Genomic DNA, 12,473 nt, shown 5'->3' with positions numbered 1-12,473 from the left:
AAGGGCGATCAGACGAAGAGCGGCGGCCCACGGAGGCGCGGACGATGGAGGAGATGGCCGGAGCGCACGGTTGTTGCAACAGGTACAATCTGACCCAGACTTGTGAACCGGCTAAGCAGCCAGGACTGGTCGGAAGGCTCCGGCAGTAGAATCGCGCCAGCGAGACGGCAGGCCTCGCAATCCGCAGAAGGTCGCGCATGCTTCTGGCCACTATCGGCGATGCAGAGATCGGCAAACGAGCCGTCGGGAAGCATATAGGCTACCGACTGAACTTCGCTGGCAAGAGCGGCGGGTGCCCGGTGGCCAAAACCGACAGACAGGAAGACCATCGCGCAGAAGATGCGCAATAGGATCGTCGTTGGCCTGACCTTCGGTTTCATCGTTGCCCCCGTTTCGCCGAATCCTTTATCGCGATGCCGGGCACAAGCCAAGTGGCGAGATGCCGCGCCTGCGGAGCAAACGCCAAGGTGTCTGCGTGCCCGCCAATCACGAGGCCTCAGCGACAATTATTTGTTCGGGAGCGACGCAGCCTCTTGCCAAGCCGCCACACTGCCAGATAATGCCTTGAAGACCTTGTTGGGAGATACCGGTTTGATCCGGAGCCGAAGGAGCAACCGCCCCGGAAACTCTCAGGCAAAAGGACCACAAGGCGTCGACTGCACTCTGGAGAGAGGCCCGTTTCCAAAGCGGGCCGCGCCGAAGGGATAACAATCTCAGGCACAAGGACAGAGGGGGCTCATGAAGCGGCACAACCGTGCCCAGACTTGAGCAAGCGCGCGAGCGCTCAAACCCGGAGGCGACGTCTTGGACGATCAGACCCAACTGAAACGCACCCCCCTTTATGATTTCCATGTGTCGCTTGGCGCCAAGATGGTGCCCTTCGCCGGTTACGACATGCCGGTGCAGTATCCGGCCGGCGTGCTGAAGGAACACCTGCATACGCGCGCTGCCGCTGGCCTCTTCGACGTTTCCCACATGGGCCAGGTCGAACTGGTTGCGGCCTCTGGCTCTTATGAGGACGCTGCCAAGGCGCTCGAAACCCTCGTTCCCGTCGACATCCTCGGATTGAAGGACGGGCGCCAGCGTTACGGCTTCTTCACGGACGAGAATGGCGGCATCCTCGATGACCTGATGATCAGCCGCCTCGGCCAGCGACTGCTGGTCGTGGTCAATGCCGGCTGCAAGGATGCCGACATCGCCCATCTCAGGGCGAAGCTGCCTGATGGCGTCGAAGTTCTCGTGCATGACGACCGGGCGCTTCTCGCCCTGCAGGGGCCGAAGGCGGAAGCCGTGCTCGCGGCGCTCAATTCCGATGTCGCAGCCATGAAGTTCATGGATGTGCGTGAACTGTCTCTGGGCGACATCCCTGCTCTCGTCTCTCGCACAGGCTATTCGGGCGAAGACGGCTTCGAGATCTCTGTGCCGGCTGATCGCGCCACCGATCTCGCCAAGGCTTTGCTCGACCAGCCGGACTGTCAGCCAATTGGCCTCGGCGCACGTGATTCCCTGCGCCTCGAAGCCGGCCTCTGCCTCTACGGCAACGACATCGACACGACGACGTCGCCTGTCGAAGCCTCGATCGAATGGGGCATCCAGAAGGTCCGCCGCTTGGGCGGCGCCCGCGAAGGCGGCTTTCCGGGTACTCATCGCATCCTTGGCGAACTGGAGAATGGCGTCTCTCGCCGCCGCGTCGGATTGAAGCCCGAGGGCAAGGCGCCGGTGCGTCCGCCGGCAAAGCTCTTTGCCGACGCCGAGGGCAAAACCGAGATCGGCCACGTTTCCTCCGGCGGCTTCGGCCCCAGCGCGGAAGGCCCGATCGCCATGGGCTACGTGCCGACGGAAATGGCCGAGGCGGGAACCCAGGTTTTCGCTGAGGTGCGTGGCAAGCTGATGCCGCTCACCGTCACCGCGCTTCCTTTCGTTACCCCCACCTATAAACGCTGACAAAAAATCTCCGGAGAGAACCATGTTGAAATTTACCGCTGAACACGAATGGCTGAAGATCGAAGACGGTATTGCCACCGTCGGCATCACCACGCACGCCGCCGGCCAGCTGGGCGACCTCGTCTTCGTCGAACTGCCGGACGAAGGCTCGAGCTTCAAGAAGGACGGCACAGCCGCGACCGTCGAGAGCGTCAAGGCAGCCTCCGACGTCTACTGCCCGCTCGACGGCGAAGTGGTCGAAATCAACCAGGCGATCGTCGACGATCCGTCGCTTGTGAACTCCGATCCGGAAGGTTCTGCCTGGTTCTTCAAGCTGAAGCTCGCCAACCCTGCTGACGCCGACGCCCTGCTCGACGAGGCCGCCTACAAGGAGCTGATTGCGTAATGACAACGGAATTCCAGTTCACGGATTACGATCCGTACGACTTCGCCAATCGGCGCCATATCGGCCCCTCGCCCTCCGAGATGACCGAGATGCTGAAGGTGATCGGCTATCACTCGCTCGACGAGATGATCGACGCGACCGTCCCCGGCTCGATCCGCCAGAAGGTGCCGCTCACCTGGGGTGCGGCGATGACCGAGCGCGAAGCGCTCGACAAGCTGCGCGAGACCGCAAACAAGAACAAGGTCCTGACCTCGCTTCTCGGCCAGGGCTATTATGGCACGATCACGCCGCCGGTCATCCAGCGCAACATTCTGGAAAACCCGGCCTGGTACACGGCCTATACGCCCTACCAGCCGGAAATCAGCCAGGGTCGCCTTGAGGCGCTCCTCAACTACCAGACCATGGTGACGGATCTCACCGGTCTCGACGTCGCGAATGCGTCGCTGCTGGACGAGGCCACCGCTGCCGCCGAAGCAATGGCGCTCTGCCAGCGCAGCGCCAAGACCAAGGCGACCGGCTTCTTCGTCGACAAGGACTGCCACCCGCAGACGATCGCCGTCATACAGACCCGCGCCGAGCCACTGGGCTGGACGGTCACTGTCGGCGATCCCTTCACCGATCTCGATCCAACGGAAGTCTTCGGCGCGATCTTCCAGTATCCCGGCACACATGGCGACGTGCGCGATTTCTCCGGCCTGATCGCCCGTCTGCACCAGACCGGCGCTCTGGCTGCCGTCGCGGCCGACATCCTCGCACTGCTTCTGTTGAAGTCTCCGGGCGAAATGGGGGCTGATATCGCCATCGGTTCGACCCAGCGCTTCGGCGTTCCCATGGGTTACGGCGGTCCGCATGCGGCCTATATGGCAGTGAAGGATGCGATCAAGCGCTCGATGCCTGGTCGTCTTGTCGGCGTTTCCGTCGATGCCCGCGGCAACCGCGCCTATCGCTTGTCGCTGCAGACCCGCGAACAGCATATCCGCCGCGAAAAGGCCACGTCGAACATCTGCACCGCGCAGGTGCTGCTCGCCGTCATGGCCTCGATGTATGCCGTCTTCCACGGGCCTCAGGGGCTGAAGGCGATTGCTCAGCAGGTGCACCAGAAGACCGTCCTGCTGGCCAAGGGCCTGGAAAAGCTCGGCTACACGATCGAGCCGGAGACCTTCTTCGACACGATCACCGTCGAAGTCGGCCATATGCAGGGCCTCGTCATGCGCGCGGCTGTCGCCGAAGGTGTCAATCTGCGCCAGGTCGGCGAGACCAAGGTCGGTATCGCGCTCGACGAGCGCACGCGCCCGGCAACGCTCGAGGCCGTCTGGCGCGCGTTTGGCGGCAGTTTCAAAGTCGAGGATTTCTCGACTGACTACCGTCTCCCCAAGGATCTCCTGCGCACCAGCGAGTATCTGACGCATCCGATCTTCCATATGAATCGCGCGGAAAGCGAGATGACCCGCTACATCCGCAGGCTCTCAGACCGCGACCTCGCACTCGATCGCGCCATGATCCCGCTCGGCTCCTGCACGATGAAGCTGAATGCAACGGCGGAAATGCTGCCGATCACCTGGCCGGAATTCTCCGACATCCATCCCTTTGTGCCTGAGGATCAGGCGCTGGGTTACAAGGAGATGATCGACGATCTCTCGGAAAAGCTCTGCGCGGTCACCGGTTATGACGCGATCTCGATGCAGCCGAATTCGGGGGCTCAAGGCGAATATGCGGGGCTTCTGACGATCCGCGCCTATCACCTGTCGCGGGGCGATACGCATCGCACCGTCTGCCTGATCCCGACCTCGGCGCATGGCACCAACCCGGCCTCGGCCCAGATGGTCGGCATGACAGTCGTGCCGGTCAGGTCGAAGGACAACGGCGACGTCGATCTCGACGACTTCCGTGCCAAGGCAGAAGAGCATGCGGCCAATCTCTCCTGCTGCATGATCACCTATCCCTCGACGCATGGCGTGTTCGAGGAGACGGTGCGCGAGATCTGCGAGATCACCCATCAGCACGGTGGCCAGGTCTATCTCGACGGTGCCAACATGAATGCCATGGTCGGCGTATCCCGTCCCGGCGATATCGGATCCGACGTCTCCCACCTCAACCTGCACAAGACCTTCTGCATTCCGCATGGCGGCGGTGGTCCGGGCATGGGTCCGATCGGGGTCAAGGCGCATCTTGCGCCCTTCCTGCCCGGCCATGTCTCGACCGACGGTCGTCCGGGCGCGGTCTCGGCCGGTCCCTACGGTTCGCCCTCGATCCTGCCGATCAGCTGGTCCTACTGCCTGATGATGGGTGGCGAAGGTCTGACGCAAGCGACGAAGGTCGCGATCCTCAACGCGAACTACATCGCAGCACGGCTGAAGGGCGCCTATGACGTGCTCTACACGTCAGCCTCGGGTCGCGTGGCGCATGAATGTATCATCGACACCCGTCCGCTGCAGGCATCTGCCGGCGTGACCGTCGATGATGTGGCGAAGCGTCTGATCGACTGCGGCTTCCATGCGCCGACCATGAGCTGGCCGGTGGCCGGCACGCTGATGATCGAGCCGACGGAATCGGAGACCAAGGCCGAGATCGACCGGTTCTGCGAGGCGATGCTGGCGATCCGCGAGGAAGCCCGCGACATCGAGGAAGGCCGGATGGACAAGGCCAACAATCCGCTGAAGAACGCACCGCATACGGTGGAAGACCTCGTCGGCCAGTGGGATCGTCCCTATAGCCGCGAACAGGCCTGCTATCCGCCGGGCGCCTTTCGGGTGGACAAGTACTGGTCCTCAGTCAACCGCGTCGACAATGTCTATGGGGACCGTAACCTGGTGTGCACCTGCCCGCCGATGGAAGCCTACGCGGAAGCGGCAGAGTAACAGCCTGAAATTCGCCATGAGAACGCCGCCCTTGAGGCGGCGTTCTTCATTTGTGGTGACATGCCGAAACGCCCTGTGATGGAACGGATCTGGCCACTATCCGTTTCCCCCGCTGTCCAACACAGGAGAACAGACATGCGCAACACTCTCATCCTCGCTGGTGCAGCGGCATTCATGACGCTCTCGGCGTCGGCCCATGCGCAGGACACCGTCATCATCCAGCAGGCCCCGCCGGTCACCTCGCAGTCGACCATCATCGTGCCGGCTCCGGTCGAAACTTATGTCTTGCAGCGCGAAGTGCGCTCGGTGCCTTATGAAGGCGACGTCCTGATCGGCCGCGTGATCGAGGATCCGGTCGAGCTCTATCCCGTTGATGGCTATGAGGATTATTCCTATACGATCGTCAACGAGCGACGCGTGATCGTCGATCCCCAGACCCGTCAGATCATCCAGATCATCGAGTGACCCGATCGCTGGTCAGCTACCGGAACCCGGCTCAGGCCGGGTTCTTTTGGTGCAAGACGCCAATCAACTGTGCCTGTCCCGTTTTCGCACAACTCTTCCCGGCGCTGTCATAAGCCGGAAACCCTGCCCGTTCGGAAAGTTCTAACACCTGCCGCTTATCCTGCGCTGAAGACCATCGAGACGGTTGGAAAGACGATGAGCATATCAGCGATCATGGGCATCTCGCTTTCGGGCATGCAGGCGCAGCAAACGCGCCTTGCTGCGACCGCCAACAACGTCGCGAATGCCATGACACCTGGTTACGATCGTCTCGAAACCAGCTTTACCAGTCGCGCCCAGGGCGGCGTGTCCGCCACGGTTGCCCCGTCCGATGGACCGGTCCCCGATGACACGTCCAATGTCGACCTTGCGTCGGAAATGCTCTCGCTCGTCGAAACCGAGATCGGCTTCAAGGCGAATGCCGCGGCCTGGGAGACGGGTGCTGACATCTGGGACGTCCTGCTCAGCATCAAGCGCGACTGATTCCCTGACATGTATGGCACGCGTTTCCACCGTCAAAAGACGGTGACGCGAACGCGCGTTCCGTCATACCCTGTCTCCGCAAAGCTCGGATAGCACTGACTTTTTTAGGCCAATGGCTGCTCCGCCAGGCAAAAGCAGCCGAGGGAGCGAATTCTCCGATTGCAAAGATCCGGACATCCAGACACAGTCGGGAGTTGCATAAGGTTGCATCGAGGATGGCATGTATAACGACTCACTCAACTACCTGAAGACACAGATCCTTTCCGCACAGGTCGGGGACGCCGCCGGCATCCGCGGCCTGATCAAACAGCGTCTCGACCAAGCGCTCACATCCGTCCATACGAATGATTATGTCGAGGACTGTCTGTTTCAAATCACCGAGGCGCTCGAACAGCTCGACACCGGGTCAACGGACCCGGCGAAGCTTCGCGACTACTTATTGGGCGCGATCGAGGCGTTGCGAGACGAACTCCATCTTTGCGACATCGAGCCGGATGTCCGCCAGTCCGCTGTCGGTTTCTGAGGCACTGCGCTTGCGGCCTCCACCGGCGCGGCGGCGATCGAGACCGTCGGCGGCAGCAAGCGACACCATCTCCAGAAGATGATCGAGGAAGAGCGCGTCATCGCTGAGCGGGGCTTTCTGCGAAACACCCTTGATGATCTCCCGAAGACTACGAACCTGCTCTTCCACGATCGAGCGAACGTAGATTTCAGAGGATGGAAGTTGGCCATCCGGCATGTCATTCTCCTGCAATTCTTGCATATTCTATATGTCCGTGAAGTTCTTCGGCGAAGGCCAGACGTTGAAGGGCCGCCGCGGCGAAGGGATTGCCCGGTGCGCGCTCGAGATCGAGGACGCTGCCGGTAATCCCGTAGAGTTCGTGATGCCGCAGCAGCCCTGCCATGGAGGGTTTGGCCGTGATCGGAACGATCAGCGATCCGTCGAGCATGCTTGGAGCCGACAGCGGCATCACATCCCAACCGGTCGTCAGAAGCAGGTTGACGAGCTTGGGATGTGTCTCGACAACCAGCGTGCCGATGCCCGCAACGAGGCAATACTCCATGACCCCGGTCATCAGGATGTTGGAAATCGGGACGCCGGCGATCGACCTGTCGGACACTTCGGCAATGCACCGGGTCCATTCATAGACACGCGGCCCACGCGGCCAGTCGGCACCGTCCATCAGATGAGGATAGACATCCGACAGAAGATGCGGCTTCAGTGTCGGCAGGAGGCGGCTATATCCCACCACATTACCGCCGACGATGAGCGGCAGATGGATGGCCTCGTCACCGTCGAACTGGTCGATCTCCCGTTCGTCGCCACGACGGCAGGCTTCCCATCCCAATCGGTCTACGAACTGGCGATGGCGAAACGCCCAGACCTGCTCCATGACGTCGGCATGGTCATGCGTGTACCTGCCCAGAATTGTCGCAAGCATGTAGATCCCCAGAAAATCTAGGGGCAAGGATGCGATAAGCGGACCGAATTCGATATAGGCCGTTCTGCCTATTTATCTGATTATTCCAAGCCGAATCGATTCGGCAATCAGTTGCGCACGGTTCACGGAATTCAACTTACGGCACGCCGCCGCGATTTCGTGCTGAACTGTTTTCTCCGATATTCCAAGAATTTGGCCAATCTCCCAATTGGTTTTGCCGGCCGAGCACCAGAGAATAACCTCGCGTTCGCGCGGCGTGACCTTGGCCGCAACTGCCGCGCTGCGCTCGCTGCTGTCGACGAGGAAGGCACGCAACCGGTTGTGCGCGTAGATTGAAACGATGTGCAGCGCACCGCGCTGCTCGCTGGACAGCTCGACCTTGCGCGCACCGAAGGTGACGATCGCCTGAAAGCCGCCGACAGAATGGAGCGGCACACTGTAACCATCCAGCATTCCGAACTCGGTGGCCTCGTTCATGACGCGCTTGGCGGAGCGACTGAGCGGCTTGTCGGCCAGCGCTTCCGACCAGACGAATGCCTCGTTCGACATCTTCGTCCGGTAGATCACCGGATCGACATGCACATAGTTTTCCTGGACATAGCGCTCGAACCAGCCCTCCGGCCAGGCATTCAGCATGAAATAGGGATCGATCCGCTCGCCGGGGAGCGGGATGCCGGACACCGCATAGCAGTCCATGCCGAAGGCACCCGCCACCTTGCCAAGGCAGGCTAGGACTTCCTCATTGTCGCGGGCTCGCGACGATTCGGTGATAAAATCGAACATCGCATTGGCTGTCGCCTGCCTGTCTGACATCCGCACCCTCAAGATAGCCAGTCATCACATTTGTGACTTCTAGCACAGCCGGCGACCAGTCGATCCGATAAACATTGGATTTCCAAGAGAATCGATGGAGCATCCCACAGTGCTCACCTGCAGGGTGACAGCATGTGCCGACACGCGTTGAAGGGGTTCAGATGGCGTTCAATGCGGCATGCAGCAGCGCGATGATGCCGAAGGCGATCAGAATGAACGCAGAGACCCGGCTGACCAGGGTCGCAAATCCCTCGGGGAGCCGCGTGCGCACCACGGTCACGGCACCGCTCAGGAAGAACCACCAGGCAAGCGAGCCGAAGAAGACACCTGCCACCAGTAGCACGCCTTCCCAACCGCCCTCGCCCGCCGCGAGCCCCAGTCCGGCAAAAATCGCTGCGAAGGTAAGGATCGTCGCGGGATTGGCGATGGTGAGCAGGAAGGTCGCGGCAATTGTCGACAGCAGGCTGTGGGCCTGGACAGAAGCTGCGGAGACCTCTGGGCGCGGCTTGAGCGCCGCCACGCCAAGATAGAGCAGGAACAAGCCGCCTGCGACCTGCAAGGGAAACACGATCCAGTCGAGATAGGATCCGAGCGCGTTAAAGCCGGCTGCAGCCATGGCGGCATAGACGCCATCGGCAATCGCGGTGCCCAGCCCTCCGGCAACGCCGGCCCAGAAGCCACGCTCCAGCGTACGATTGATGCAGAGCGCCCCTATGGGTCCGAGTGGTGCCGCGATCGCGACGCCCAGCACGAGCCCTTTCCCGAAAAGGAGCGCGTCCATGTCACTCCGTGCCGATCACGTAGCTGCGTTCACTCGCCGTCGACAGCGCGATCATCGTCTCGCTGCGCGCAATCAGGCGCTCGCCCTTCAAGTCGGCGAGGAATGTCTCGATGCCCGTGAGGTCGGCCGTCCGGATCTTCAGCATGTAGGACCAGCTACCGGTTACATGATGACATTCGAGCACGGCCGGGTGGGATTCTGCATAATCGCGAAAGGCAGCCTGTTCGGTGTCCTGCGGCAGGGTCACCAGCATGAAGGCGGTGATCGGCAGGCCAAGCGCCGCAGGATCCACCTCCAGGGTGAAGCGTCTGATGGCTCCCGACGCGACCAAGCGACGGATGCGTTCATTGACGGCGGAGGGCGAAAGCCCTACCACATCCCCGATGCTGGCGAGCGAACGGCGAGCATCCTCGGCCAAGAGATCGATAATTTTGCGGTCACTGATATCCATAACCGCAGTTTATTTGCCTACATCGATACATCGCAAGATATTTTTTCGAATCTTGGCGAAAAAGAATATTCTCACCGAATGAGAGCCGCCGAACTCTCCCGATCGGCGCATCGCCGTTCAAATCAGGCAGGAGCTGCCTGTCGCTGTTTCGCGAGTTCCGATAGATCAGCAGCCTTCAACTCCACGGACTCGCCGCAGCCACAGGCAGATGTCTGATTCGGGTTGTGGAAGGTGAAACCGGACCGCAGCGTTGTGGTCTCGAAGCCCATTTCCGTACCGAGCAGATAGAGAACTGCGGCCGGATCAATCCAGACCGAAGCGCCATCTTTCTCGATGCGGTCATCCCTCGGATTTGGTTCAGTCACCATATCGATGGTGTATTCCATCCCGGCACAGCCACCCTTCCTGATGCCCACGCGGATGCCCTTGGCATCGGGACCGGAATTCTCGACGATCGCCCTGACGCGTGCGGCAGCCGCATCGCTCATGGTCATTACCTGAAAGCCCATCGGCACAGTCTCCATCAACAACCGGGTTCAAGGTCCGGCGTTTCTTCTGGCAATGTAAGGGAGGCGCCTCGTCGGTTCAATAGCTTAGGCTGCCAAGTGTGCCGCAGGCAGCGCATTGCGAACATGCCCGTCGCCTGATGATGATCAATCCTTGAGCACGACAGGATCACCCGAAAAACTTGATCTTTATCAGAAGCTTGAAACGCGCTCTTGCATGACGCTCTCCTCGTCCGCGATCAAAAATATTGCAGTGCACAGCGGAAACGGATGCAAACTCGGGCAAAGGCTCGCGAAATCGATAGAAATTTTGACCATCCGGTAAATTATTCCTCGAGTCTATATCTAAGAAACTGTTATTATTGTTTTTTTCGGACTGGCATAGCGATTGCTTCGTTCTCTGCGAAACAAAAAAGGCGCCCGGCGCGCCTCCAGAAGCGGAGAACAGATATGGAAATCGGCGTCTTTATCCCGATCGGCAACAATGGCTGGCTATTGTCGGAGAATGCCCCCCAATACAAGCCAAGCTTCGAACTCAACAAGGCGATCACGCTCAAGGCCGAATCTTACGGCTTCGACTTTGCGCTTTCGATGATCAAGCTGCGTGGTTTCGGCGGCAAGACAGAATTCTGGGACTATAACCTGGAAAGCTTCACGCTGATGGCAGGCCTCGCCGCCGTCACCTCGAAGATCAAGCTTTTCGGGACGGCCGCGACCCTGATCATGCCGCCGGCGATCGTCGCACGCATGGCCACCACGATCGATTCGATTTCCAATGGCCGCTTCGGCGTCAACCTGGTCACCGGCTGGCAGCGTCCGGAATACAGCCAGATGGGATTGTGGCCAGGCGACGACTACTTCTCCGACCGCTACGAATATCTGACCGAATACACGACCGTGCTGAAAGACCTTCTGACCACCGGTCAGTCTGACCTCAAGGGCAAACACTTCCAGATGGATGATTGCCGCATGAAGCCGATTCCCGAAGGCGATGTGAAGCTGATCTGCGCCGGATCCTCCAACTCTGGCATGGCCTTCTCGGCTCAGTTCGCGGACTATTCGTTCTGCTTCGGCGTCGGCGTCAACACGCCCAAGGCTTTCGCGCCGACCAACGAACGGCTGCTGGCCGCCACCGAAAAGACCGGCCGTGACGTACGCTCCTTCGTGCTGACCATGGTTCTGGCCGAGGAAACCACCGAGGAAGCCTTTGCCAAGTGGGAACACTACAAGGCAGGCGCCGACGAGGAAGCGATCAAGTGGCTTGGCCTGCAAAGTGCCGTCGACACGAAATCCGGTTCCGACACCAATGTCCGCCACATGGCGAACCCGGTGTCTGCTGTTAACATCAACATGGGCACGCTGATCGGCTCCTATGCCGAAGTCGCCGCCATGCTCGACGAGATGAGCGAAGTGCCGGGCACCGGTGGCGTGATGTTGACCTTCGACGACTTCCTCGAAGGCATCGAAAAGTTTGGCAAGTTCGTCCAGCCGCTGATGAAGAGCCGCGCGCATGTCAACCAGATGTTGGAGGCCGCCGAATGAGCGAGGCCGTTGTTGCAGGCTATCAGCCACGCCCGGAACTGACCAAAAGCGTCACGCTTCCGGCCCGCCCCGAACCGATCACGCTGAAGCCGTCGGAAACGGCAGTCGTCGTGGTCGACATGCAGAATGCCTATTCGACCGAAGGCGGCTATGTCGATCTCGCCGGCTTCGACATTTCCGGCGCCAAGGGCACGATCTCCAACATCAAGAAAACGCTTGATGCAGCCCGCGAAGCCGGTGTGCTGGTCGTCTATTTCCAGAACGGCTGGGATCCTGATTATGTCGAGGCTGGCGGCCCCGGATCGCCCAACTGGCACAAGTCGAATGCGCTGAAAACCATGCGCAAGCGGCCCGAACTGCAGGGGCAACTGCTTGCCAAGGGCACCTGGGATTATGCGATCGTCGACGAATTGCAGCCTAAGCCGGGCGACATTCTGGTGCCGAAGAGCCGCTATTCCGGCTTCTTCAACACCAACATGGACTCGGTTCTGCGGGCCCGCGGTATCCGCAACCTGGTCTTTGTGGGCATTGCCACCAATGTCTGCGTCGAAAGCTCGCTTCGCGATGCCTTCCACCTCGAATATTTCGGCGTGATGCTCGAGGACGCGACCCATCACCTCGGCCCCGACTTCATCCAGCAGGCGACCGTCTACAATGTCGAAAAGTTCTTCGGCTGGGTCGCGACCGTCAACGACTTCTGCGGTGCGATCGGACAGGCAGCGCCTGCCGATGCAGCCGAGTGATCATCCCCATACGAACCAGGC

At 60.4% G+C, this 12,473-nt stretch carries 14 protein-coding genes and 1 riboswitch; of the genes, 7 read left to right on the top strand and 7 right to left on the bottom strand.

Annotated elements, in window-relative coordinates; translation table 11 throughout:
* Window positions 1–8: 8 nt before the first annotated feature.
* Window positions 9–380, bottom strand: coding sequence for a hypothetical protein (locus tag IP85_RS13425; RefSeq protein ID WP_156322886.1), 372 nt, complete (start codon window positions 378–380; stop codon window positions 9–11).
* 186 nt (window positions 381–566) lie between these two features.
* A riboswitch (glycine riboswitch) is annotated at window positions 567–655 on the top strand.
* A 149-nt stretch (window positions 656–804) separates the two neighbouring features.
* On the opposite strand from IP85_RS13425, the gene gcvT reads away from it, so the two are divergent.
* From gcvT to IP85_RS13400, 5 genes are all read left to right on the top strand, one after another.
* The gene (gene gcvT / locus IP85_RS13420; RefSeq protein WP_054150186.1) at window positions 805–1,944 is read left to right on the top strand and encodes a glycine cleavage system aminomethyltransferase GcvT; all 1,140 of its coding nucleotides are present in this window, start codon (window positions 805–807) and stop codon (window positions 1,942–1,944) included.
* A gap of 22 nt (window positions 1,945–1,966) precedes the next feature.
* Complete coding sequence (gene gcvH, locus IP85_RS13415) at window positions 1,967–2,329, top strand: glycine cleavage system protein GcvH (protein ID WP_054150185.1); 363 nt, start codon at window positions 1,967–1,969, stop codon at window positions 2,327–2,329.
* On the top strand, window positions 2,329–5,187 hold the full coding sequence (gene gcvP, locus IP85_RS13410) for an aminomethyl-transferring glycine dehydrogenase (protein WP_054150184.1): 2,859 nt from the start codon (window positions 2,329–2,331) through the stop codon (window positions 5,185–5,187). The genes gcvH and gcvP overlap by 1 nt, the downstream gene beginning before the upstream one ends.
* Before the next feature lie 135 nt (window positions 5,188–5,322).
* Entirely contained in the window at window positions 5,323–5,652 is a 330-nt protein-coding gene (locus IP85_RS13405) for a DUF1236 domain-containing protein (protein ID WP_054150183.1), read from the top strand.
* A gap of 195 nt (window positions 5,653–5,847) precedes the next feature.
* Complete coding sequence (locus IP85_RS13400; protein ID WP_054150182.1) at window positions 5,848–6,174, top strand: flagellar basal body protein; 327 nt, start codon at window positions 5,848–5,850, stop codon at window positions 6,172–6,174.
* Window positions 6,175–6,610: 436 nt separating this feature from the next.
* Here IP85_RS13400 and IP85_RS13395 read toward each other — a convergent pair whose 3' ends face one another.
* The 6 genes from IP85_RS13395 to sufA all read right to left on the bottom strand — a co-directional run bounded on the left by IP85_RS13395 (window position 6,611) and on the right by sufA (window position 10,170).
* Window positions 6,611–6,913 (bottom strand): hypothetical protein, encoded by a 303-nt coding sequence (locus IP85_RS13395; protein WP_054150181.1) that lies wholly within the window; start codon window positions 6,911–6,913, stop codon window positions 6,611–6,613.
* Window position 6,914: 1 nt separating this feature from the next.
* Window positions 6,915–7,616: an acyl-homoserine-lactone synthase gene (locus IP85_RS13390; RefSeq protein WP_054150180.1), complete on the bottom strand. Its 702-nt coding sequence runs from the start codon at window positions 7,614–7,616 to the stop codon at window positions 6,915–6,917.
* 72 nt (window positions 7,617–7,688) lie between these two features.
* On the bottom strand, window positions 7,689–8,429 hold the full coding sequence (locus tag IP85_RS13385; protein WP_054150179.1) for a LuxR family transcriptional regulator: 741 nt from the start codon (window positions 8,427–8,429) through the stop codon (window positions 7,689–7,691).
* A 157-nt stretch (window positions 8,430–8,586) separates the two neighbouring features.
* On the bottom strand, window positions 8,587–9,210 hold the full coding sequence (locus IP85_RS13380; protein ID WP_054150178.1) for a LysE family transporter: 624 nt from the start codon (window positions 9,208–9,210) through the stop codon (window positions 8,587–8,589).
* A 1-nt stretch (window position 9,211) separates the two neighbouring features.
* Window positions 9,212–9,661, bottom strand: coding sequence for an Lrp/AsnC family transcriptional regulator (locus IP85_RS13375; protein ID WP_054150177.1), 450 nt, complete (start codon window positions 9,659–9,661; stop codon window positions 9,212–9,214).
* Window positions 9,662–9,783: 122 nt separating this feature from the next.
* On the bottom strand, window positions 9,784–10,170 hold the full coding sequence (gene sufA, locus IP85_RS13370; RefSeq protein ID WP_054150176.1) for a Fe-S cluster assembly scaffold SufA: 387 nt from the start codon (window positions 10,168–10,170) through the stop codon (window positions 9,784–9,786).
* A 447-nt stretch (window positions 10,171–10,617) separates the two neighbouring features.
* Here sufA and rutA point away from each other — a divergent pair, with 447 nt between their 5' ends.
* Both rutA and rutB read left to right on the top strand, forming a co-directional pair.
* Window positions 10,618–11,709 carry a pyrimidine utilization protein A gene (gene rutA, locus IP85_RS13365; RefSeq protein WP_054150175.1) on the top strand — a complete coding sequence of 364 codons (1,092 nt, stop codon included), beginning with the start codon at window positions 10,618–10,620 and terminating at the stop codon, window positions 11,707–11,709.
* Window positions 11,706–12,452, top strand: a complete 747-nt coding sequence (rutB, locus tag IP85_RS13360) for a pyrimidine utilization protein B (RefSeq protein ID WP_054150174.1) — start codon at window positions 11,706–11,708, stop codon at window positions 12,450–12,452. The genes rutA and rutB overlap by 4 nt, the downstream gene beginning before the upstream one ends.
* Window positions 12,453–12,473: the final 21 nt, after the last annotated feature.

This window comes from Rhizobium sp. AAP116 (assembly GCF_001295785.1).
GTDB lineage: Bacteria > Pseudomonadota > Alphaproteobacteria > Rhizobiales > Rhizobiaceae > Allorhizobium.
Note: the sequence above shows the minus strand (reverse complement) of the source record. Positions and strands in the feature narration are given on the sequence as shown.